At 41.8% G+C, this 22,940-nt stretch carries 19 protein-coding genes; 9 read left to right on the forward strand and 10 right to left on the reverse strand.

The annotated features are described in order from the left end of the window. Nucleotides 1-79: 79 nt before the first annotated feature. Together phoB and dtd are read right to left on the reverse strand one after the other, a co-directional pair. Nucleotides 80-784, reverse strand: a complete 705-nt coding sequence (gene phoB, locus JMX82_RS11720; RefSeq protein ID WP_055125876.1) for a phosphate regulon transcriptional regulator PhoB — start codon at nucleotides 782-784, stop codon at nucleotides 80-82. A gap of 156 nt (nucleotides 785-940) precedes the next feature. After that, complete coding sequence (gene dtd, locus JMX82_RS11725) at nucleotides 941-1,396, reverse strand: D-aminoacyl-tRNA deacylase (protein ID WP_201540665.1); 456 nt, start codon at nucleotides 1,394-1,396, stop codon at nucleotides 941-943. A gap of 112 nt (nucleotides 1,397-1,508) precedes the next feature. Between dtd and asd the strand changes: the two genes are divergently transcribed. Continuing rightward, the gene (gene asd / locus JMX82_RS11730) at nucleotides 1,509-2,345 is read left to right on the forward strand and encodes an archaetidylserine decarboxylase (RefSeq protein WP_201502575.1); all 837 of its coding nucleotides are present in this window, start codon (nucleotides 1,509-1,511) and stop codon (nucleotides 2,343-2,345) included. Between the two features lie 287 nt (nucleotides 2,346-2,632). Here asd and JMX82_RS11735 read toward each other — a convergent pair whose 3' ends face one another. From JMX82_RS11735 to fadB, 7 genes are all read right to left on the reverse strand, one after another. After that, nucleotides 2,633-3,238, reverse strand: a complete 606-nt coding sequence (locus JMX82_RS11735; RefSeq protein ID WP_045447939.1) for a DUF1287 domain-containing protein — start codon at nucleotides 3,236-3,238, stop codon at nucleotides 2,633-2,635. Between the two features lie 115 nt (nucleotides 3,239-3,353). Beyond that, a complete protein-coding gene (locus JMX82_RS11740; protein ID WP_201540666.1) occupies nucleotides 3,354-3,983 on the reverse strand; it encodes an HD domain-containing protein in 630 nt (209 codons plus the stop codon). A 180-nt stretch (nucleotides 3,984-4,163) separates the two neighbouring features. Then, the gene (locus JMX82_RS11745) at nucleotides 4,164-4,739 is read right to left on the reverse strand and encodes an isochorismatase family protein (protein WP_045447933.1); all 576 of its coding nucleotides are present in this window, start codon (nucleotides 4,737-4,739) and stop codon (nucleotides 4,164-4,166) included. 202 nt (nucleotides 4,740-4,941) lie between these two features. Further along, a complete protein-coding gene (locus JMX82_RS11750; RefSeq protein WP_201540667.1) occupies nucleotides 4,942-6,663 on the reverse strand; it encodes a rhomboid family intramembrane serine protease in 1,722 nt (573 codons plus the stop codon). Between the two features lie 17 nt (nucleotides 6,664-6,680). Then, the gene (locus JMX82_RS11755) at nucleotides 6,681-7,610 is read right to left on the reverse strand and encodes a hypothetical protein (protein WP_201540668.1); all 930 of its coding nucleotides are present in this window, start codon (nucleotides 7,608-7,610) and stop codon (nucleotides 6,681-6,683) included. Nucleotides 7,611-7,735: 125 nt separating this feature from the next. Further along, nucleotides 7,736-8,908 carry an acetyl-CoA C-acyltransferase FadA gene (fadA, locus tag JMX82_RS11760; RefSeq protein WP_201540669.1) on the reverse strand — a complete coding sequence of 391 codons (1,173 nt, stop codon included), beginning with the start codon at nucleotides 8,906-8,908 and terminating at the stop codon, nucleotides 7,736-7,738. A 247-nt stretch (nucleotides 8,909-9,155) separates the two neighbouring features. Beyond that, complete coding sequence (gene fadB / locus JMX82_RS11765) at nucleotides 9,156-11,315, reverse strand: fatty acid oxidation complex subunit alpha FadB (RefSeq protein WP_201540670.1); 2,160 nt, start codon at nucleotides 11,313-11,315, stop codon at nucleotides 9,156-9,158. 772 nt (nucleotides 11,316-12,087) lie between these two features. Between fadB and JMX82_RS11770 the strand changes: the two genes are divergently transcribed. The 3 genes from JMX82_RS11770 to JMX82_RS11780 are packed head-to-tail and all read left to right on the forward strand — an operon-like array spanning nucleotide 12,088 to nucleotide 15,136. Continuing rightward, nucleotides 12,088-13,191, forward strand: a complete 1,104-nt coding sequence (locus JMX82_RS11770) for a polyprenyl synthetase family protein (RefSeq protein WP_201540671.1) — start codon at nucleotides 12,088-12,090, stop codon at nucleotides 13,189-13,191. A gap of 41 nt (nucleotides 13,192-13,232) precedes the next feature. Next, entirely contained in the window at nucleotides 13,233-14,051 is an 819-nt protein-coding gene (locus tag JMX82_RS11775) for a DUF72 domain-containing protein (RefSeq protein WP_201540672.1), read from the forward strand. 47 nt (nucleotides 14,052-14,098) lie between these two features. Then, nucleotides 14,099-15,136 (forward strand): DUF2971 domain-containing protein, encoded by a 1,038-nt coding sequence (locus tag JMX82_RS11780; protein WP_227676709.1) that lies wholly within the window; start codon nucleotides 14,099-14,101, stop codon nucleotides 15,134-15,136. Nucleotides 15,137-15,251: 115 nt separating this feature from the next. On the opposite strand, the gene JMX82_RS11785 is transcribed toward JMX82_RS11780, so the two are convergent. Next, nucleotides 15,252-15,881, reverse strand: coding sequence for a superoxide dismutase (locus JMX82_RS11785; RefSeq protein ID WP_201540673.1), 630 nt, complete (start codon nucleotides 15,879-15,881; stop codon nucleotides 15,252-15,254). Nucleotides 15,882-16,423: 542 nt separating this feature from the next. Between JMX82_RS11785 and rdgB the strand changes: the two genes are divergently transcribed. From rdgB to JMX82_RS11810, 5 genes are all read left to right on the forward strand, one after another. Further along, the gene (rdgB, locus tag JMX82_RS11790; protein ID WP_201540674.1) at nucleotides 16,424-17,077 is read left to right on the forward strand and encodes an RdgB/HAM1 family non-canonical purine NTP pyrophosphatase; all 654 of its coding nucleotides are present in this window, start codon (nucleotides 16,424-16,426) and stop codon (nucleotides 17,075-17,077) included. A gap of 513 nt (nucleotides 17,078-17,590) precedes the next feature. Continuing rightward, complete coding sequence (gene tig, locus JMX82_RS11795) at nucleotides 17,591-18,934, forward strand: trigger factor (RefSeq protein WP_193008522.1); 1,344 nt, start codon at nucleotides 17,591-17,593, stop codon at nucleotides 18,932-18,934. 448 nt (nucleotides 18,935-19,382) lie between these two features. Continuing rightward, nucleotides 19,383-20,087: an ATP-dependent Clp endopeptidase proteolytic subunit ClpP gene (gene clpP / locus JMX82_RS11800; protein ID WP_270896824.1), complete on the forward strand. Its 705-nt coding sequence runs from the start codon at nucleotides 19,383-19,385 to the stop codon at nucleotides 20,085-20,087. A 115-nt stretch (nucleotides 20,088-20,202) separates the two neighbouring features. Next, nucleotides 20,203-21,516 carry an ATP-dependent protease ATP-binding subunit ClpX gene (clpX, locus tag JMX82_RS11805; protein WP_087814795.1) on the forward strand — a complete coding sequence of 438 codons (1,314 nt, stop codon included), beginning with the start codon at nucleotides 20,203-20,205 and terminating at the stop codon, nucleotides 21,514-21,516. 225 nt (nucleotides 21,517-21,741) lie between these two features. Continuing rightward, complete coding sequence (locus JMX82_RS11810; protein WP_201540675.1) at nucleotides 21,742-22,752, forward strand: SDR family NAD(P)-dependent oxidoreductase; 1,011 nt, start codon at nucleotides 21,742-21,744, stop codon at nucleotides 22,750-22,752. Nucleotides 22,753-22,940 lie beyond the last annotated feature (188 nt).

Raw genomic sequence — 22,940 nt, forward strand, 5'->3', positions numbered from 1 at the left:
CATCATCCTTATCACTATTCGCCGTTTTTCACTGTGCTGCGATTAACATACTGCTTTTATAGCGAATAAAAACCGTCCGTTAAATTGGTTCAATAAAGCTAGAAAATCGATAGCCTGTCCCGCGTACTGTCTGTATCAACGTATCACATTGATGTGGTCGTAGTAATGTCCGTAAACGTTTGATATGCACATCAATGGTTCTATCTTCGATATATACATTACCGCCCCATACTTGGTCTAGCAGCTGCGTCCGCGTATAGGCACGCTCTGGATGACTCATAAAAAATGCCAGTAATCGATACTCCGTAGGCCCGACATCAACCACTTTACCAGCCGCTGTCACTCGCTGACTTTTGGGATCAAGGCTCAGATTGCCGATTTCGATAGGTTTATCGCTACTGAGCGCGTTACTACGCCGCAATACTGCTTTGATTCTGGATATTAACTCACGTGTCGAAAAAGGCTTGGTCATATAATCATCAGCACCAGCATCGAGGCCATGCACCTTGCTGTCCTCTTCACTTTTAGCCGTCAACATAATGACTGGTATCTCAGCGAGTAGCTCATCGTTTTTGAGCAATCGGCAAAAATCAATGCCACTTTTATCGCCGGGCAGCATCCAATCTAGCAAAATCAGCGCAGGTCGGTGATCGACCACTTGTTGGTGCGCCTCAGATACATCCGCTGCCTGCAGACTATCAAATCCCGCCATCTCTAGCGTCATGACGATCATTTCACGAATCGCAGGTTCATCTTCAACAATCAAAATTTGCTCATTATACATACGGCATTCTCAGTGTTAGAGGACAACATTTAGCTGACAAAAAAGGCGATAAATGCTCGCCTGCTGCTCCCTATTAAACGGGGTAATTATGACAGTTTAATGACATTCAACTTTTAAGCGCTTCATAGGTCTCGTGACGGCTAATGCTGAGTTTACTCAATTTATTTCTAACAAGAAATTCAATGGCCCGTCATTGACGCTCGACACTTGCATATTGGCACCAAACTGACCCGTTGCCACGTTTGGATGTTGCGTGTTGGCATAGGCGACCAATTGCGCAAACAACGCTTGCGCCGCATCAGGTACCATCGCCCCACCAAAGTCAGGGCGACGACCCTTGTCTGTTTTTGCCATTAGCGTAAACTGTGATACCAATAATAGTCCGCCACCAACTTGCTGGACATTTTTATCCAGTTTGCCGTACTTGGCAGGGTCATCATCATTGTCAAAAATACGATAGGTGAGGATTTTATCTACCATGCGCTGGGCGCTTGTTAGGTCGTCATCAGGCCCTAAACCAATATAAGCCAATATGCCTTGCTCAATCGTACCAACACACTGCGCATCGACGGTGACACTAGCACGGCGTACGCGCTGTATAAGTGCTTTCATTTACGGATTCCTTACCAATTATGCCCATACAATAATACGCCGTCCATGATAAAATACGGCCATTCTCTTGCTTATTAATTATTACATCACACCCTATTTTGGTAGCCTCATTATGAATGTATTCACTACTTTACAACAGCTTGTCCCGCAGCAGCAACTGAGTAAAGTTGCTGGGCGTCTAGCCGCTAGCCGCCATCCTTATGTTAAACGCACGTTTATCCGTAGCTTTGCTAAAGCCTATAACGTCAGCTTGGACGAGTATGAGCGCCAAAGTCTCAACGCCTATGAGAGCTTTAACGATTTTTTTACTCGTGAGCTAAAAGAAGACGCGCGCCCTATCGACATGACGCCTCATGGTATCGTCAGTCCTGCCGATGGTATTATCTCGCAGTTGGGTCAAATTGACGACCATAAATTGCTCCAAGCAAAAGGTCGCTATTATGACGTTGGTCAACTGCTTGCTGACAGTGAAGATGGCCGCTATTTTGCGGATGGGAGTTTTGCAACGGTTTATCTTGCGCCCAGTAACTATCACCGTGTCCATATGCCCTTCGCTGGTACTCTGACCAAAACCCGTTATGTACCGGGTACGCTGTTTTCGGTCAACAATACTACAGCGGCGAACGTGCCAGACTTATTTGCGCGTAATGAACGCTTGGTTTGTCTGTTTGATACAGCATATGGCAAAGCAGCGGTGGTGATGGTTGGGGCGATGATTGTCGCTGGTATCGAAACAGTGGCGACTGGTAAAATTGCCCGCACTGATGATATTCAAGAAGCTGAGCACAATATGAGCTTTGAAAAAGGCGATGAGCTGGGTCGTTTTTATTTAGGCTCAACCGCAATTGTCATTCTACCAAAAGGCGCAAAAGCAGATTGGCAAGACAGTATGAAAGCCGATAGTGTGGTAAAAATGGGACAACTACTGGGTGTCGCTAACACTCAATAGGCAAGCGATTTAACGACTCAAAAAAGCTCAGTTCAGCATCCTAATTTATGCTTAACTGAGCTTTTTATTGTGGGTAATTATCTTATCGCAACATATTAGGGCGTGTCATCAATTAGCACATGAATACATTTAGTGGTCTTAAAATGGCTAAATTTTGCTAAACATCGTCAGAAATCTTGTCAATATATTCATATTAACGGCAATTTCTTCCTTGTTTATCTACAATTTTTCTCATTTTAAGCCTCACAATCTAATTGATGACACACCCTAGTTAATAAAGAAAGTAGTCAATAACGAAAGTGCTTGAGAATAGGATAAGCAAATAAGATGTTTTCTTCTTGCGTACCGCGTCCGATATTGTGAATAATCAGCGGTGTACCATCCGCAGCGACTTTATCAGAGACGATACCTGTATGCGGCAAATTGCCATTCGGTAATCGCCACGTCACCACATCCCCTGCTTGAAAACTGGCTTTATCAGTCGTCGATAATGTCTTTGCGTGACGCGCAAAAAACACTTCAAGATTGGGCACTCGGCGATGGTCGATATTCTTATCGGTTGATTTCAATCCCCAAGTCTTTGGATAAGCCGACCAATTTGACTTCATATCATGGTTGACTAATTGCTGTAGATCTATATTTTGCAAGCGATAAGCACGGACGATAACATCGGTACAGACGCCAGTTTCTATCGGTACATCACCACGCGGAAAATCCAACTTGCGGTAAGCAGGATCATAGCTGGTGGTAATACCTATCTGTTTTTTGGCATCGTGCGCCAGTTTATCACCATTACTAATAGGTGCGGCAGCTTGCGTTAGTTGCGCCAAAGTTAATAGGCTAACAAAGACGAGCGATTTAGCAAAAACCTTATAAGTGCCAGTGACTCTCATTTAATAATCTCTCTATATAATGTACTTAACCGCGCATTTAGCTATGGTATGAATGCTTTAATATTTAAAGAATACAAATATTTGCAAACACTAAACGGCAAGATAATGGCTCTATTTAAGCATCAATCAACCACCCTTGCCGAGTCGCATAGTCGATATTTTTTGATAGCCAATCATGAATGGGAGGAAAGCTGTCTTTGATAAAAGCAAGTGCCGCAGTCACTTGCGAGCACGTGACGTTAGCATCAATCCACGTTTTTCCATTGGTATTTAAATTCAATAAAAAAGGCAATAAGCGATCAACCACTCTGAGCAGCTGACTTTCATTGCTGCTACCCGTCTCCTGCTCTTCCCAAATCTCATTTAAATCCATGATGCCATTGCCACGCTCACGTTGTAACCTGGCAATACCAGCGCGTTCTTCAATGTGCGCCTCGCTACGACTATTTGCGAATAAAAACGTATCGCCTGCGTCAATCTCACCCAAGTCATGTACCAATGCCATCTTGAGTAGTTTTTCATGATTGACATCTAGCTCAAACTGTTCAGCGATAGACCAGCACGCCATGGCTAAATGCCATGAGTGTTCGGCAGAGTTTTCTTTGCGTGTGGTATGCGTCACATAGCTACGACGATTGATACGTTTAAGCGCATCAAGCTCTAATAAGAAATGAGTGACATGATCTATATCAATGTTTGAGGCAAGCGTTGGGTTGGTTAATAAAAGGGGTTTGGTTGATGGCATAAATTTTCTCTTAATTTTTCTACGAAGATATAGCGCTTCATTTTACCTTTACGCATAAGCAAGTATTATACATTTTATGAGCGCTATAAAAGAGCATGCCAACCTATAGCTAATGAACACCACTATAAAAAATAGCGCTTATGTGAGTAAGCGCTATCGGTTCTAGCTTGAGTAAAAGAACTATTTAATCAAGTTACTAATGGTTTTAAAAGCAGGGTCTTGACTACTACGGCAAAGCTCAAACAGAATGGTTTCAACCGTGGTAATCACGCCACCAGCACGGCGAATACGGCGAATTGCTTGCTTTTTATCATATGGAAAACGAGATCCCACCGCATCACCAATGATGACGGGCTGCATACCATTATCTAGCAAATCAAGCGCTGTTTGTAGTACGCAGACATGTGTCTCTACGCCAAATAGCAAAACAATACTTCGATTTTGCTGCGCTAAATAATGCCACGAATCATCATTATCACAAGCGCTAAAAGTGACCTTTTCAAAGCTTTTGGCGTTATCGCCTTCTAACACCTCGCGTATTTCAGGTAGCGTATCGCCGAGCCCTTTTTTATACTGTTCATTGAGCATAATAGGAATATTCAGTGCTTGTAGACCTTTAATAAGCGTCACTGTTTTTTTGACGATATTTTCATGGTCATAAATATGCGGTGTTAAGCGTTCTTGAACATCGATTATCATCGCTTGGGTATTTTCGCGAGCGATTCGATAGGTACGATCGGTAATCATAGTAGACATGGCACACTCCTTGTACGGCTGACTTTATTGTTAAAGGCTATGTTAATTTTATCATTGATATTGTCTTTATTAGCCTTACTCTTATTTAGTCATAGTTTGCTGAGGGCGTCAATGGAGATAGCCTCTAATAATGATTAATAACAATTCATCACGTTTGATTCATACTGCTTAGCATAGTTTCTTAATGAAGAATAGCCAATAACTATATATTATGGCGTCTAGCATTACGTAATAAAGACTGTTTTTGAGTCATAACCATGACCACACCGAGAACAACGCCAAAACATAAAGTTAAAAGATAATACACCATATAAATGAGCGTGTTTATAAATGCAAAGAACATGCTGTTTAAAGTAATGATTAATATCGCAGCGATAGTACCGCCAAATAGCTCTCGATATTTTTTATTAAAAATCTTAAAGGCCACCAACGGTATCGCGATACCAAATAAGCCAAATGTAGTACCCCAAACACCTGCCATGTCCATATCAAAATATAGCACCCCTAAAACATTAGCGAAAATACCACATATAAAAAAGGCAATCGTAAAACGTATAGGACCCAATACTTTTTCCAAAATATAACCTGTAGCAAACAGCATCCCCAGACTCATTACTAAATGCATAATCCCTGCGTGTACAAAAAGCGATGTCACTACTCGCCAATACTTACCAGCTTGCAGCGCGTCCATCGTCAACCCACCTACACTATTTATCTGTCTAGATAAAGGGTCAATGATATCCATACCCATGAATACGGTCAGTATAAATGCACCTATACAGGTCAGTATTAACACCAACGTCGCAGGTCGCTCTTTATTACTTCTAAACCAAACTACTAGGCTTTTTGATACATCACTTACTGGTGCTCGTTTTTTTACAGGCTTTTGTTTTTGTATATGTTTTCGCTTTTGTATATGTTTTTGCGTACTTTTCTTTTCTTGACTATCAAACTCTGCTGCTAGAACGAGCAACAAACACAGCACCATACCAATAAAAAATGAACCAAATCCCCAAACAAAATCACGATCTAAGCTATCAGCAAGTAATCCTGTTTCAGGCTTCAATATCAAGGGTGGCAAATTAGATTGCCTATTAGCCGTAGAAATCGTGTGTAAGTAAGCATTTCTGCTATTTGATGATTTAAGTTTCTTAAAGTAGCTGATATTAGAGAGGTCTTTGGCTGCGTACTTATGGCGCGAGTCGTTAATAAACGCTGAATATTGACTGTCTTTAATACTTTGGTCTGCACGATTATCGTATTTCGTGTGGTAGCTAGAACCTAGCCAAATATTCTCAGCGGCTATAAATGGCGTCGCAATATAATAATCAATATGCAATGTTGAGTCAAAATTTCGTCCACTGATTACTTGTGTTTCTATATAAGAAACGCTCTCTAATTTGAGTGGCTCAAAATCATTTACTCTGAAATACTTTTGCTTTGGATAATGACGAATATCATTCAAGCTATTTACTTCAATGACCTCGTAGGCAGCCTTGGACAAATAGTTTTGGCTGAGAACGAGCGGTATCACTAATGCTAGAACCATCGTTATAAAAAAGTAGCCTGAACTACTGCGCTTAACCCACTTTAAAGTCAGAAGCTCATACCTCGGCCACATCCAAATACTAACGACCAAAACAGATAACAAACAAGGAATGCCAAAATCCCAGTAGCCTTCCTTTAAAGGTAAAATATCTAGATAAATATCAAGCAACCAACGTAAAACACCAAAAAGCAGAATGGTCAGGATACTCAAACTCAAATAAGGCAGAAATACCTGCTTTAGTTTTATTTTGATCGATTCTTTAGCGCTTAGGCTTTGTATTCGCTTCTGTTTATCCCTTTTGCTTACTCTATTCCTGTTTCTGCTTCTATTTTTATTCTTATACCTATACTGGCTTCGCTTGTTATTATCATCCATGCACTATCACCACTAATCTAGCGTACCTTAAACTGTTGAAATGCTTTTTTATCAATCGTTGCTTTTAAGACTAATAGTAAGCAAATAAACATGCCAATGATAAAAAACCTAAAGAATTTTGCTAACTCTTTATATGTTTTTTCGTTAAGTGTGCTCAACTGAGATACAAGTATTATTGGGTCATTAATATGTTGCTGACCTGACAATCTAATCGCTTCTAAATAACCATACTTAGTATCTGAGTTTTGCAATTTTTCAAAATAATCAGCAGTAGATATCTCTTCATTTGCATATTGTTGTCTAGAAATCTTTTTAAAATTTTCTATTTGTTGAACTTTCTCTTTTTCTTCAAGATCATTATCAATAACCTTAGTAAAAGCCTGTCCCCACCAGATATCTTTATCTCCATAAAAAGGAGTGGCAAAATATAAGTATATTTTTAACTCTTGTCTAGATTTCCCCATCTCCCTAGCATTGAAGTAAGAAACAACCCCTTGTTTCTCAATACTTTTATTATCAAATTGGAAGTATTTTTGTTTTGGATATAATTTAATATCACTTATATTACTTATATCAATAATGTCATATGCTGCTTCATATAAGTAAGCTTGACTGATTGATATAGGCGGAAATAAAGCAAGTATCATCACCAAGTAAAATACATTAGCGCTATTATCATCAAATAATTCAAATCGTAGCAGTCTAATCCTTGATCGCATTATGACAAGCACTAAAGTAACACTGATAATTATTGGGATAATTAAGTTCCAGACCGTATCTTTTAGAGGCCATATCCCTAGACAGATGTCTAACATCCATCTTATGATGTTGTAGAATAAAATGGCGCCAATACTAAAACCTAAAAAAGGAAGAAAGATATAGCGCATTTTTAACTTAAACACCTCTAAATCTAAGCGCCTCTTATCTGACGATTTATGATGTGCCATTTATACTCTACCTTTCATTACTATGACTTAAACCAAAAAAAAAGCGCCTCCAACATTAAGTTAGAGGCGCTCATCTTACAAGATATTAAAACATATTAATCAACAAATATTAGCTTAGCTGAAACTTAAACACGCTCAATAATAGTCGCGATACCTTGACCAAGACCGATACACATCGTCGCAAGCCCAATTTCAGTATCTGACTGCTCCATGGCGTTTAGCAAAGTAACCGTGATACGAGCACCTGAACACCCTAGTGGATGACCTAATGCAATCGCGCCACCATTAATGTTGACGATGTCTTGCTTGTCCGTCAAGTTTAAGGCTTTTAGTACTGATAAGCCCTGCGCTGCAAATGCTTCGTTTAGCTCAATAGTTTGCATATCATCCATGCTCATGCCAGCGCGCTTCAATGCTTTTTGCGTTGCAGGTACTGGACCATAGCCCATGATAGCAGCATCACAACCAGCAACCGCCATGCTACGAATACGCGCACGTGGCTTTAGACCTAGCTCTTTGGCTTTTTGCGCGCTCATGATTAGCATCGCTGATGCGCCATCAGATAATGCAGATGAGGTAGCAGCAGTCACGGTACCACCTACTGGATCAAAGGCTGGACGTAGCTTTTGCATTTGCTCCATCGTCGCATCAGGGCGAATCACTTCATCAACGGTACATAGTTGCAGGCGACCTGCTTCGTCATGACCTTCGATACCGATAATTTCATTATCAAAACGACCTTCAGTAGTCGCAGCCCATGCACGGCGATGCGACTCAAGACCAAAGGCATCTTGCTCTTCACGGGTGATGTTATTCATACGACCTAGCATTTCAGCGGTCAAGCCCATCATGTTTGAGGCTTTTGCATAGTGCTTTGATGCTTCAGGATTAAGGTCAACGCCATGCATCATGCCGACGTGACCCATATGCTCAACACCACCAATGATGAACACATCACCTTGGTTGGTCATGATTTGAGCCGCTGCAGTGTGAAGCGCCTGCATAGAAGAACCACACAGACGGTTGACTGTTTGGCCACCAGCAGTTTTTGGAATACCAGCTAGCAGACCGATGTTACGACCGATGTTCAAGCCTTGCTCTAAGGTCTGATTGACACAGCCCCAAATGATGTCTTCGACGTCACGTGGGTCAAAGTCATTACGTTCAACCAATGCACGAACCAATTCAGCAGACATGCTATCAGCGCGGACATGACGGAACATACCGTTTTTGGTTTTACCCATCGCTGAGCGTACGCCATCTACGATGACCACGTCTTTTGGACTTAAAATTGTCATACTATACTTCCTTTTCAATTTTTATTGTCAGTGTAGTCAGCCCATTTCAATGCTATTACTTCGTCAATCTCACTTGAAGTACAATACGTACCTCTGCGCTCGATTTCCTTGTACTAGCATTAAATAAAACTAACTATAATCGTACGTCTACTATTAAAGAACCTTGCTACTAAAGAGTAGTGATAAACTAATTTTTCTCAGCCTAAATAGTAAACGTACGGCACTTCATCCTAGTAATGACTACCCATTACGCGGTGGCGTAAAAGGTCTCGCCTGCTGCTGCCATGTCGCGAATCTTTTGCGGGGCTTCATAGGCTTTGCCAAGGTATGCGTATTTTTCACACAGTGCCAAGTAGTTATCTAGACCCATTTGGTCGATATAACGGCAAGGACCACCGCGGAATGGCGGGAAACCAACACCCATAATCATCGCCATATCGGCTTCAGATGGCGTGCTGACGATGTTGTCTTCTAGGCAACGGACAGTTTCATTACAGAAAGCTAGCATGGTGCGATCGATAATCGCTTGATCTTCAAACGTTTGCTTGTCACTATCAGTCGTGGTTTTTAATAGCTCATAAGTGGCTTCATCGGCAACTTTCTTTGGCTTGCCGCGCTTGTCCATTTCATACTTATAGAAACCAACACCGTTTTTCTGACCCAAGCGTTTGTTTTCATATAAAAGCTCAATCGCGCCTTTATAATCAGGCTTCATACGGTCAGGGAAACCTTCAGCCATGACTTCTGCGCCATGTACGCCCGTGTCTAGACCGACGACGTCGATTAGATAAGCAGGACCCATCGGCCAGCCAAATTTTTCCATGACTTTATCGACATGAGCAAAATCTGCACCTTGCTTGAGGAGCAAATCAAATGCACCAAAGTATGGGAACAACACACGGTTCACTAAGAAACCTGGGCAATCATTGACCACTACAGGTACTTTACCCATTTTAGAGGCTAGCGCAACAGTGGTTGCAATCGCTTCTTCAGATGATTTCTCACCGCGGATAACTTCAACCAATGGCATACGGTGTACTGGGTTAAAGAAATGCATACCAACGAAGTTTTCTGGACGCTCAAGTGCTTCAGCCAAGAAAGTAATAGAGATGGTTGAGGTGTTTGACGCTAGGATACAGTCGTCTTTTACTAGACCTTCTACTTCTTTTAGTACCGCACGCTTCACATTTGGATTTTCTACGACCGCTTCGATAACGATATCAGTCTCAGCAAAATCTCCATAATTCAAAGTAGGACGGATACGGCTTAAGGTTTCGCCCATTTTTGCTGGGGTCATTTTGCCGCGATCGACCATTTTGCCCAGTAACTTGCTAGCTTCGCCCATACCAAGATCTAATTGCTCAGACTTGATGTCTTTCATGATGATTGGCAAGCCTTTGCTGGCTGCTTGATAAGCGATACCGCCACCCATGATACCAGCGCCTAGTACGGCCGCTTCATTGATTTCATGTGCTTTTTTGCTATGCTGCTTGGCTAATTTTTTAACCAACTGATCGCTTAAAAACAGACCAACCAAGCTTTCTGCTTGTGGCGTTTTCGCCGCTTTTGCAAAACCAGCCGCTTCTACTTCAATCGCTTTATCACGTGGTAAGTTAACGTGTTTTTCCATCGCAGCGATAGCAAGTGCTGGCGCAGGATATTGCTTAGGATTGGCTTTAGCAAAGATCATACCTTTTGCGCTGTTAAATGCCATCGCTTGCTCAAGCTGATTTAGCTTAACAGGAACGAGTTTCTCTTCACGCTTCGCTTTCCAATCAAGCTCACCTGAGATACATTTTTTGACCAAATCAATGGCAGCATCTTGCAAGTCATCAGCAGCAACGGTCGCATCAACCAAGCCCAGTTTTAGGGCATCAAGTGGTTTCTTTGGTGTACCAGTCGCAATCAGCTCAAGCGCATTATCGATACCAATCACACGCGTACTACGAACCGTACCACCAAAACCTGGGAAGATACCCAGTTGGGTTTCTGGTAGACCGATGATGGCTTTGTCGCTCATGACGCGGTATTCACAAACCAAAGTCATCTCACAACCACCGCCAAGCGCCGCGCCATTGATGGCCGCTACTTTCGGGAAAGGCAGGTCTTCAAAGCGGTTAAAGGCGTCATTGATACCTACGACCCAATCTTTAATCTCGCTTTCTGGCTTTTTAAAAGAGCCAACGAATTCTGTGATATCAGCACCAGCGATAAAGACGCCTTTGCCTGAGGTCACGATTAAACCTTTGACGTCGTCGGCTTTTTCTAAAGCAGTAACCGCTTCACCAAATTGCTTATTGGTTTCAGCATCAAACTTGTTCACGCTCTCATTTTCGGCGTTGTACTGCATATTGGCGATGCCATCCTCTAGCATTGTCACCGTGATGCGATTTCCTTGGTATACCATTTGGAACTCCTTGCTATATAACGAAAGCTAGTTTTAAAATTAAAAGTTTTAAAATTAAAGGTCATAGCCAGTTATTGTTAGAAAAACGAGTAATAACACTGCCAATATACTGTGTTATAAAGTCAGTATAGAGTAAGCATTGAAGATGTCTTTATTATCCAGCGCTCATGGTTATATATTCATTTTTTATGCTTAATGTTACCGCGTTAGCACAAGTGAATACGGCGCTTCATTTATATATATTGTTACCAGTACTGATATTGAACATACTAACATTAAAAATATGGACTGAGATTTGAGCAAATTTTTCGCTGAAATAAGCACGCAAACCTCTAGCCCTAAATCATCAGATCATTTTTACGCCAATTAGTGTAGGGGATTATGCCCCTAACTGTCACAAGCTAATACCATACTCACAAGTCACTCTTAAATCAGCAGCAGCCCTTTACCTGACTAGTAATGTGCTTTAAGTGACGGTTTGTATACTGAAATTGTATACTAAAAATTCGTCTTTTAAAGATTATAATGACAGATGCTTATCGTCACACGCCGTCACACGCTTAACGTGATTCTTTATCAAAACATATCCACTGACTAAGTTAAATCACCAATACGTAACGAGGGCTTGTTGCATTATTTCGGTGTACTTAATCGAATTTTTAACAGTAAGCTGCCAAAAATATGGCATTGATGATGTTCAGCCCATAAGCTATATAATCTATCATGCTACACTAGCGATATTTTTATTATTCACCTGATAAATGGTTGGGTTATGACTGTTTCCTCTACGCCAAGCTTTATACCTGAAAGCCTTATGCCTTCAAGACTTGTATCTTTTACTAGCTTTAATAACAACACCGAGCAATTTCATAGCGCCGTGCGGGCGCAACTTGCACAAGATATCGACGTGCTGTTTGCGTATGCCAACCTGCCAAGCCCCTTGGTTGATGCCTGTCGTTATGTGATGACCGGTCAAGGTAAATTGGTGCGTCCACTATTGGTTGCCAGTGCCTTTGATAGTGTCAATCAAAGCAATGCTAATGCCAATGAAAATACAGATAAAAGCACTGACAATAAAAACAGTATGGCTAACGCTGATGGTTTGGAAGCTCTGTTAGAAAACGAATCCGATTATGATATGGCGCGCCGTGCGGCATTAGCGGTGGAGCTGCTGCATACTTATTCATTGGTACATGATGATTTGCCCTGTATGGACGATGATGAGCTGCGCCGTGGTCAGCCAACGGCTCATATCGTCTTTGAAGAATCGACCGCCCTACTCGCTGGTGACGTATTACAGACGCTCGCCTTTGAAGTATTGACCGCAGAGCTGCCCACTTTTGCACCCTTTGATTCAGCCATCGCCAGCCAGCTTATCGCAATATTTGCGCCACGTGCACGGCGTATGGTTTCTGGTCAAATGCTTGACCTGAATGCTGAGGCTAGTGCTAATATTTCACAAGGCGATCTAGAAGCTATCCACCGTGATAAAACAGGCGCATTGATTGAAGCAGCTATGCTTATGGGCGGTATCTGTGCTGGTGCAACCGCTCCGCAGCGCATGGCCTTGCAGGAGTGCGCCCAGCATATTGGTCTCGCCTTTCAGGTTCAAGACGATATTTTAGACGTCACGACCTCTACTGATACCCTTGGCAAACCTGCTGGCAGCGATGAAAAATTAGACAAATCTACCTATGTGAAATTGATGGGCGTTGAGCAGGCGACTAGCTACGCGCAATCACTATTTAATGATGGACGTGCAGCCATCATTCGTGAACTCAGTCATCATAAACCAAGCAGTAGCGAGCTTGGTAATGACGCAAACAATGATGCTTTACTGGCATTAATAGAATGGCTATGGGCACGTAAAAAATAGCCAAAAATTTAACCATCAAAGAACGGTAATGAGTGGTCAACATGGACAGTAACCCTATCCCGCGTATTTATCTTGGCACTGGTGGCTATAGCGATACCGACTTGCTTGGTACGCTGTATCCAACTGGCACAAAGAAAACGGACTTCTTACGCGAATACGCCAAGCAATATGGCGCGGTGGAGATTAATAGCACCTTTTACGCGCCTATCGGACAAAAAGCCTTTGCTGGGATGGTTGATAAAGCTTATGTGCAAGCAAATAGTGAATTGAAGTTTGCGGTCAAGCTGCATCAAGACTTCACTCATGCACGTAAGGGCACTGCTGAACATGCGCAAGCGTTTTTAAATGCCCTATCCCCGCTTATCGAAGCCAATGCTCTAGCGCCTTTACTATTACAATTTCCCCATGGCTTTGATCGTACCCGTGAGCATCGACTCTATCTAGCAAATCTCGTTAGTTGGTTTCAAGATTATCCATTAGCGGTCGAGCTTCGTCATAACGGCTGGCATACCCCGCAAGTGGTCGATAGCTTCGTCAAGCAAGGTTTGATTTGGTGTAGCGTCGATTATCCGAAAGTCAACGGTCTACCACCATCACGGCTGATATTTACTGAGCGTACTGGCTATCTGCGGATGCACGGTAATAATCTGAACTGGTGGGATGCGATGAGCGCCGCTGACCGGCATGATTATCGCTATAGCGAGACAGAAATGCAGGACTGGGCGCAAGCGATTGCTAATCAGCGTCAGCATTTTGATACGCTATATATTTTTTTTCAGAATACCGTCAACGCCCATGCTTATTATAATATTGCTATGTTGAGAGAAGCGTTGGGTAAGTTTGGGTTTGAGGTGTTTTAGTGCTACATTTTTATTAGTCACCATACAGATATAGGATAGAAGAACCTATGAAAGTTTTTAAATATAGAGGTGGAGATGAATGTGTCTTTAAGAGAGATTTAAAATCTATTGAAAACGATACTTTCTGGGCGCCTACTACAGAAGTATTAAATGACCCATGTGAAGGTTTTGTGTCATCAGAAAATCTTTTTGATCAAATTAGCAGAGTTACAAATATCACAGGAAAAAGAGATAAAGAAATTAATATTTCTTCAGATTCTTTTAGAGAATCTATCGATGATCTTATCAAGATGAAAGATTTAGTAGGCATTTACTCTCTTAGCAAGAGCTGCACTGATGAACTGTTATGGGCACATTATGCAAATAATCATCAGGGTTTCTGTATTGAGTATGACTTAAAAACTTTGATTTCTTTCCAGCATAATGATTACTCTAAATTTGATATAGAATATAGAAACTATCCACCGAAACTAAACCTTAATGACATCATCAAAAGTGAAGACAGTATCAGTTTCATTAGAAAGCTAATTGGAGTTAAGTCTAAAAGATGGGATTATGAAAAAGAAATAAGAGTAATCACACCTGAATCTGGTTTGCAAAATTACGATTACAGAGCATTAAAAGCTATTTATTTTGGTCTACGAATGCCCAAAGAACAAAGATTAGAATTGATGAAAAGACTTTGCGGAAGAAGCATCAAATACTATCATATCAAACTCAAAGATAGTTCTTACCAATTCACTATTGAACCACTTGAAGACTTATATACAACAGAAGAAAAATATATGTACTCAATTGCGCCTATAGATGATTATGCAGTTGATCCACATACTTTGGATAAAAAGTGGGTCGAATTTTCTTCATATCTTTATAAAATGGCTGAAATTACAAGGCGCGAACCATACTGTAATGCTGTTAGCAATGTCGACGTAAGCACTGATAAGAGTAAGCTAGGTAAACCAGTATTTTTTGGACAATATGAAGTATCTAAATTTAGATATGAGAACTTATATCTTACTATAGAAGAAATTGACGAAAGGTACTCGCGTATTTCTGACTTAGATGTGAAAGTTGGAAATACATAGCAAATTATTTCAAATACTTTGGGCTGTAGACAAACTGTTACTCTCAATCTAATAAACCAAAAAAAGGACGCTTCTCAGCGTCCTTTTTTTAAATCAAATACTTAATAGTTAAAGATTACTCTTCAACACCAGCATCTTGACCTTCATATTTAGCGTTTGCGTAATCCCAGTTCACTAGCTTGTCTAGAAAGGTATCTACATAGTCAGGACGACGGTTACGATAATCGATGTAGTACGCATGTTCCCATACATCACAAGTCAATACTGCGATTTGGTCATGTGCAAGTGGCGTGTCAGCGTTAGCCGTTTTGGCGATAGACAATTTGCCACCGACTTTATCAGCGACTAGCCATGCCCAACCTGAACCGAACTGAGTCAATGCTGCGTTTTTAAACTCTTCACGGAACTTATCATAGCTACCGAAGTCTTCTTCGATTTTAGCTTTTAGATCGCCAGTAGGTTCGCCGCCGCCATTTGTTGGCGTCATGCAGTTCCAATAGAACGTGTGGTTCCATACTTGGGCTGCTTGGTTGAACATACCTTGCTTGCTGTCATCTTTAGCAGTTGCTACGATGATTTCTGGCAATGTTTTGTCTTCTAGACCAGAACCTGGTAGCAATTCGTTGAGCTTAGTCACGTAAGCATTGTGATGCTTGTCGTGATGATACTCTAGCGTCTCGGCACTGATATGTGGCTCTAGTGCGTCTTTTGCGTATGGTAGCTCTGGTAAAGTAATGTTTGACATAGTTATTTTATCCTTGCTGTTTTTAGCCGTCAGTTTATAAAAACTCATTATAGAAACTGAATTTTACGCTATTTTTACATCATAAAAAACACGATAAAATAACGGACTAAATTGGCTGAGTTTATTGTTTGAAATGAATGTTATTGCTTAATACCGTTTATTGTTTAACACAGTATCACGTATTATTATGAATCCAAAATTAACTTACTTTTGTTACAGTTTGCTCAAAAGCCAAGTGCTTGACTTCATAAGCATTTATTAACTTAATATTCACAAGCCATAAGATATCATTCACGGTAGCTTGGCGGCTATTATAGCAACAGTGGCGACAAATATCAGTTACCAAATGTTATGGATAACACTGTTAGTATAGCCTTTGGTTGTCTATAGACTAAGCGTAGAACGCCTTACCATACCAATCGTGCTAGGCACTTAGCTGACTAATAAATTGATGAAATTGGCATTAAGATACCGCTATAATTTAAAAACCGATCATACTTTCACTAACCATATTCTTAATAATGACATAACGGAATAACCCTATGAGTACCACGAATACCTCACGATCCTTCACCCAATCGACTCCTGATAATCAATGGGTGCTCGCCAGTAATAATAAAGGCAAACTGGCTGAGTTTAAAAGGCTGTTTGCCGAGGCAGATTTGGATGTGACGATTATCCCGCAGGGTCAGCTTGATATCGAAGATGCAGTTGAGGATGGGCTAAGCTTCGTAGAAAATGCCATTATTAAAGCCCGTCATGCCAGCCGTATCAGCGGACTGCCTGCGATTGCTGACGACTCAGGACTGTGTGTGCCTGTATTAGGTAACGCACCGGGCATCTACTCTGCTCGCTATGCTGGTGAGCATGGTAACGATGGTAAAAACAACATCAAGCTCATCGCTGACTTGCAGCCTATCCGTGATGCGCAAGCTAACAAACCTATTAAAGGGTTATTTGTTTGCGTACTGGCGATGGTTCGTCATGCTGATGATCCGCTACCTATTATCGCGCAAGGTCTATGGCAGGGTGAGATTTTAGAGACAACGCATGGTGACGGCGGTTTTGGTTATGACCCGCTATTTTGGTTGCCAGAGTTACAAGCTAGCGCCGCGAGCTTAAGTGCTGCTGATAAAAATAGCATTAGTCATCGTGGTCAGGCGATTCAGCAATTATTGGCGCAGTTGCCGTTGTAGATAACCCTTAAATCTTATAGTCGATTCAATTTAGCCCTTTAGCTATTAATGCTGATACAAGAAAGTCTAGCGCAGAGGTACAAATCGTACTTTAAGCGAGATTGACGATGTAGCAGATTCAAAGTGAATTGACGATAAAGAGATAATTTTTACTTTAATAAACAGATAGATTATACTGTTCTACTTTTAAAATTTTGTTGAAAGCCGTTATTTGTCTGTATAATTCACCAAAAAGCGTTATTATGCGGTGCATTAACGGTTTATGATTGATATCTGATAGCGCCTATTACTAAGATAACCGTTTCACATTTTAGTACCAGTCAGCGCCAGTGGTGACCAAAGGCGATTGCTCAAGGTACTGACTTTGACATTGCGCGCTATCGCTATCCCCTATTTATTCCAACGGCAACCCATGGTACACGCCCGTAATTTGAGGCACGGTTTGTCTATTACCATTTAACCCTAAGTACTATTTAATCAAACGTACTATTTAATCCTAAAGGTGTAATTAACATGGCTACAGATTTACAAGTCACAACCAACAAGCTATCTAATAAAGAAACCCAATTGACAGTTAAAGTACCTGTCGAAAAAATTCAAAACAAAGTCGAAGGTCGTATTCGCCAAGTTGCGAAAACTGCCAAGATTGACGGTTTCCGTAAAGGTAACGTCCCTATGTCACATATCCGCTCTCAGTACGGTGCTGGCATTCAACAAGAAGTCATCAACGATGTGATCCGTGATACCGTTTTTGAAGCGATCAAATCTGAAGACATCCGCGCGGTTGGTATGCCTAACATCGACGACGTAAAACTTGAAGACGATTTCTTGGTTTATCAAGCCACTGTTGAAATCTTCCCAGAAGTAGACGTGCAAGGTATCGATGAGATCGAAGTTGAGCGTCACACGGCTAAAGTAAGCGAAGAAGACGTCGACACTATGATCGAAAACCTTCAAAAGCAACGTGAGGAATTCGTTGAGAAAAAAGGTAAAGCGGACAAAGGCAATCAAGTAACTTTTGACTTTGAAGGCTCTATCGATGGCGAAAAATTCGAAGGCGGTTCTGCTGAAGACTTCAAACTGGTTATCGGTAGCAACCAGATGATTCCTGGTTTTGAAGCGGGTATCAAAGGCATGAAAGCTGGCGAAGAGAAAGTTATCGACGTCACTTTCCCAGAAGACTACCAAGCTGAAAACTTAGCGGGTAAAGAAGCTCAGTTCAAAATCAATGTAAAATTGGTTGAAAAATCTAAGCTACCAGAAATCAACGAAGAGTTCCTTGAGCTGTTCGGTGTGAAAGAAGGCGGCGTTGAGAAGTTGAAAGAAGACGTACGCAAAAACATGGAACGCGAAATCAAAAACGCGGCTCGTAGCCAAGTTAAGCAAGCGACTTTTGATGCATTGCTAGAAAAGAATGAATTTGACGTACCAAACGCTATGCTAGAGCAAGAAATCGAGCGTCAGCGCAATATGATGATGCAACGTTTTTCTCAGCAGTTCGGTGCCAATGCTGATAGCTTCGATAAAGACATGCTACCAAATGAGCTATTTGAAGAGCAAGCGCTACGTGCTGCCCGTCTTGGCATCATCGTTGCTCGTGTTATCGATACCAAAGGCTTAGAAGTCGATCAAGAACGCGTTGAAACCTTCATCAAAGAAGCCGCTGAAAACTACGAAGATCCAAGCGAAGTAATCGAGTATTACACCAATGACAAGCAGCAGCGCGCGAACATTGAGTCTGTGGTATTAGAAGACCAAGTAGTTGATTATCTAATCGAGCAAGGCAAAGTAACTGACAAAGAAGTTAGCTACCAAGACCTATTAGCTGCACAGCAACAACAGCAGCAAGGCATGTAATTTAGTGAGATAACTTAGCAATTTGCCATTCAATGGCAAATTGCTAATCTCAATCTAAACATGCTCTAACATAATGCTCTAACGCAATGCTCTAACATATGTGTTAGGGCATTTTTATTGGGGATTTATATGCTATCTTTATGGACAGTTTATAACCAAGCCCCTTGATAAATGGTTACAGACGCCTTATTAATAGTGAGTCAATCATTTTATTAATAGCACTCATGTTATAAATAGAAAATTATTTTTCACATGAAAAAGTTACTATTGCCTCAATAAAAAAGTTACCATTAGCTCAATTATTTTTAGCGATATCTGGCGCTTATTATTTCAGCCAGCGAATATTATTAAAAAGCGGCAACATCTAGCATGATGAGCAGCCATACAAGCGTAACCGCTCGCTAGCTTCAATCCCTTTATTTTATGTACTTATAAACAGGACATCTTTATGACAGATTATGATCGCATCACTGCCAACCCACATTTTGATATGCTGATGAGTGCGCACAATGACGCACAAGGCATGCAATATACCCAAAGTGCCCCTCAAGCTGCGCATGCAGCATTAGTGCCAATGGTCGTTGAACAATCCTCTCGTGGTGAACGCTCGTTTGATATTTTCTCGCGTCTATTGCGTGAGCGCGTTATCTTTTTGACCGGTCAAGTCGAAGACCACATGGCCAATCTGATTGTTGCACAGTTGCTATTTTTAGAAGCAGAAAACCCAGACAAAGATATTCACTTGTATATCAATTCACCAGGCGGCTCAGTGAGTGCAGGCTTGGCAATCTTTGATACCATGAACTTCATCAAACCTGAGGTATCGACCATCTGTATGGGCGGCGCTTATAGCATGGGCTCGTTCTTGCTTGCGGCTGGTCAAAAAGGCAAGCGTTACTCTCTTGCCAATGCTCGTGTCATGATTCATCAGCCGTCAGGCGGCGCGCAAGGTCAAGCAACCGATATCGAAATTAATGCGCGTGAAATTCTAAAAACGCGTGCCCGTTTAAATGAGATTTTGGCAGAACGTACTGGTCAACCATTAGAGAAAATCGAAAAAGACGTTGAGCGTGACTTTTGGTTAGATGCGAAAGAAGCCAAAGAGTACGGTTTGGTTGATGAAGTATTAGAGCGCCGCCCTACTTCTTTATAATTACCGCATAAGAGCAAAAGCTTTGATGGGCATCAAAAGCCTGAGCGTTATACGTTTTGGCTTTGATGTAAAAAATCAAAATATTTGTAAGTTTTAAATTTTAGGAGCGCCTTTTATGGCAGAAGATAACACCCCGCATTGCTCGTTTTGCGGCAAAGCCAAAAGCGATGTACAGCAGCTGATTGCCGCTGACGATGCCAATATCTGTAATGAATGTATTGAGCTATGTACCGATTTAATCGCTGACAGCGCTGAAGATGGCGATGATGACAGCGACATTGATACGTCTTGGGTCAATAAAAAACTACCAACGCCAAAAGAGCTGCGTGCTAAGCTTGACGAATACGTCATTGGACAAGACGCTGCTAAAAAAGCACTAGCAGTTGCCGTCTATAACCATTATAAGCGTCTAAAAGTTAGCCAAACCTTAGCCAATGACAGCAAAAAAGCGAAGATTGGAGCTGACGATGCCATGGTTGAGTTGGCTAAGAGCAATATCTTGCTGATTGGCCCAACGGGTTCTGGTAAGACCTTGCTGGCGCAAACCTTGGCGCGTCTACTGGATGTGCCTTTTGCAATGGCCGATGCGACGACCTTGACCGAAGCAGGTTATGTCGGTGAAGATGTCGAAAACATCGTGCAAAAACTTTTGCAAGCATCAGATTATGATGTCAGTAAAGCAGAGCAAGGTATTATCTATATCGATGAGATTGATAAAATCAGTAAAAAAGGCGACAACCCGTCTATCACCCGTGATGTGTCAGGCGAAGGCGTACAGCAAGCGTTGCTAAAGCTTATCGAAGGTACGGTCGCTGCCATTCCGCCACATGGTGGGCGCAAACATCCACAGCAAGAGCTGATCCAAGTTGATACGAGTAATATCTTAATCATCGTCGGCGGGGCGTTTGCCGGTCTTGATGCGGTTATTCAGCAGCGTACAGAAAAAGGCGGTATCGGCTTTAATGCGGATGTCAGCTCAAAAGATGATAGCAAACGCAGCTCAGAATTACTGCAACAAGTAGAGCCTGAAGATTTGATCAAATTTGGGCTTATTCCTGAGCTCATCGGTCGTCTTCCTGTTCTCGCTGCACTCACAGAGCTGGACGAGGACGCATTAGTTCAGATATTGACGGAACCAAAAAACGCCTTGGTTAAGCAATATAAGTATCTATTCGATATGGAAGGCGCTGACATTAGCTTTACCAAAGAAGCGCTCGATGCGATTGCCAAAAAAGCCATGGCGCGTAAGACTGGTGCTCGCGGACTGCGCTCTATCGTTGAGAATGCGCTCCTTGAGACTATGTATGAGTTGCCTTCGATGAAAAACGCCAAGACTGTCATCGTCGATGAGCAAGTGATTAATGAAGGTAAAACACCTGAAATCATCTTTTCTACCGACGACTCAGAGCAAATAGCAATCGACGCTTAACGGTTGTTATCAGCTTTATTAAAACTGTCATTGAAGTAAAGGCGTCTAGCATATCTTATGCTAGACGTTTTTTTATGGCTGCTCACTTATGATCTTTTTATGACAGAAAATGTATGGATAAAGTGACAGCGGCGTCTATCAATCGTTCATAGCTAAAACCACAAAGCATGCTAAGGTAAATGTGCTACCAACACCTATCACTGATGAAACAAAGGACTGTTTATCATGCTTAACAATGTCACTTCTATCGCAACCTCATTATGTCAACACTTGCCTTTTCATACCACGACAGACCAAGATATTGCCCCTTATTATCATAATCATGTCGCGGCTATTACGGGTGCTGGCTCTGGTATGGGGCGCGAGTTGGCTATTCATTTGGCAAAGATGGGCTGCCACGTGGCGCTCTCTGATATCAACGCGGTGCAACTGGCACAGACCAAAGAATTGCTCGTCGGTTATGACATCAAAGCGACCATGACAGTACTTGATGTCTCAGACTATAAAGCCGTGGAAGCGTGGGCAGATAGCGTCATGGCAGACCATGGCAAAGTGAACTTCATCTTTAATAATGCAGGCGTTGCGCTATATTCGACCGTAGAAGGCAGTAGCATTAGCGAGCTTGAATGGGTGATGGACATCAATTTTTGGGGTGTGGTCTATGGCACTAAAGCATTTTTGCCATTGATTAAAAATAGTGTCAAACAAAGCGAATCGACGAATGGCAGCAAAAAAAACAGAACACGCCAATTTAACGAGCATGGTCACATCATTAATATCTCAAGCCTGTTTGGCTTGACCGCACAGCCGTCACAATCTGCGTATAACGCCAGTAAATTTGCTGTACGCGGCTTTACTGAAAGCTTGCGTCAAGAGTTAGATATTCAGCGCTGCGGCGTGTCAGCGACCTGCATCCATCCCGGCGGGATTAAAACCAATATTGCCAATAGTGCCCGTGGCAATGACAGCATCAATGATATTGGCATGCGTACTGGCCCCAAAGCCATTCAGAGCTTTAATAAATTCCTGAAATTTGATGCAGGCAATGCCGCTTTGATTATTTTGCAGGCTGCCGCGACCAATCAACCGCGCTGTCTTATTGGCAATGATGCCAAAATAATCGACGCGGTACAGCGTGTCTTTCCAGCGACATACAGCCAAATATTGAACGATGTCCATACGCTCTCTCGTAAGCTCAAACCACGCCGCCATAAAAAATCAAGCACGCCAAAATAGTATGTTTTAAGAGTATTTGCCCACAAAAAAGCGCTTAAATATTGATAATATTTAAGCGCTTTTTTGTGGCGAGTATTTCAACACTGTCTTTCAATATGGTTCTTCATACGGTATGAAATTGCCTTAAATTAAAGATAAAGGACGCAAATTGTCCTAACTATCAATAATAAAAAAGCCCAGCTATTTAA

Origin of the sequence: Psychrobacter sp. 1044, assembly GCF_904846525.1 — a bacterium.
Taxonomy (GTDB): domain Bacteria; phylum Pseudomonadota; class Gammaproteobacteria; order Pseudomonadales; family Moraxellaceae; genus Psychrobacter.

What these genes read in the sequence shown, in the direction of transcription:
- phoB (WP_055125876.1), bottom strand. Translation starts at nt 784, where the DNA reads ATGTATAATGAGCAAATTTTGATTGTTGAAGATGAACCTGCGATTCGT.
- dtd (WP_201540665.1), bottom strand. Translation starts at nt 1,396, where the DNA reads ATGAAAGCACTTATACAGCGCGTACGCCGTGCTAGTGTCACCGTCGAT.
- asd (WP_201502575.1), top strand. Translation starts at nt 1,509, where the DNA reads ATGAATGTATTCACTACTTTACAACAGCTTGTCCCGCAGCAGCAACTG.
- JMX82_RS11735 (WP_045447939.1), bottom strand. Translation starts at nt 3,238, where the DNA reads ATGAGAGTCACTGGCACTTATAAGGTTTTTGCTAAATCGCTCGTCTTT.
- JMX82_RS11740 (WP_201540666.1), bottom strand. Translation starts at nt 3,983, where the DNA reads ATGCCATCAACCAAACCCCTTTTATTAACCAACCCAACGCTTGCCTCA.
- JMX82_RS11745 (WP_045447933.1), bottom strand. Translation starts at nt 4,739, where the DNA reads ATGTCTACTATGATTACCGATCGTACCTATCGAATCGCTCGCGAAAAT.
- JMX82_RS11750 (WP_201540667.1), bottom strand. Translation starts at nt 6,663, where the DNA reads ATGGATGATAATAACAAGCGAAGCCAGTATAGGTATAAGAATAAAAAT.
- JMX82_RS11755 (WP_201540668.1), bottom strand. Translation starts at nt 7,610, where the DNA reads ATGGCACATCATAAATCGTCAGATAAGAGGCGCTTAGATTTAGAGGTG.
- fadA (WP_201540669.1), bottom strand. Translation starts at nt 8,908, where the DNA reads ATGACAATTTTAAGTCCAAAAGACGTGGTCATCGTAGATGGCGTACGC.
- fadB (WP_201540670.1), bottom strand. Translation starts at nt 11,315, where the DNA reads ATGGTATACCAAGGAAATCGCATCACGGTGACAATGCTAGAGGATGGC.
- JMX82_RS11770 (WP_201540671.1), top strand. Translation starts at nt 12,088, where the DNA reads ATGACTGTTTCCTCTACGCCAAGCTTTATACCTGAAAGCCTTATGCCT.
- JMX82_RS11775 (WP_201540672.1), top strand. Translation starts at nt 13,233, where the DNA reads ATGGACAGTAACCCTATCCCGCGTATTTATCTTGGCACTGGTGGCTAT.
- JMX82_RS11780 (WP_227676709.1), top strand. Translation starts at nt 14,099, where the DNA reads ATGAAAGTTTTTAAATATAGAGGTGGAGATGAATGTGTCTTTAAGAGA.
- JMX82_RS11785 (WP_201540673.1), bottom strand. Translation starts at nt 15,881, where the DNA reads ATGTCAAACATTACTTTACCAGAGCTACCATACGCAAAAGACGCACTA.
- rdgB (WP_201540674.1), top strand. Translation starts at nt 16,424, where the DNA reads ATGAGTACCACGAATACCTCACGATCCTTCACCCAATCGACTCCTGAT.
- tig (WP_193008522.1), top strand. Translation starts at nt 17,591, where the DNA reads ATGGCTACAGATTTACAAGTCACAACCAACAAGCTATCTAATAAAGAA.
- clpP (WP_270896824.1), top strand. Translation starts at nt 19,383, where the DNA reads ATGACAGATTATGATCGCATCACTGCCAACCCACATTTTGATATGCTG.
- clpX (WP_087814795.1), top strand. Translation starts at nt 20,203, where the DNA reads ATGGCAGAAGATAACACCCCGCATTGCTCGTTTTGCGGCAAAGCCAAA.
- JMX82_RS11810 (WP_201540675.1), top strand. Translation starts at nt 21,742, where the DNA reads ATGCTTAACAATGTCACTTCTATCGCAACCTCATTATGTCAACACTTG.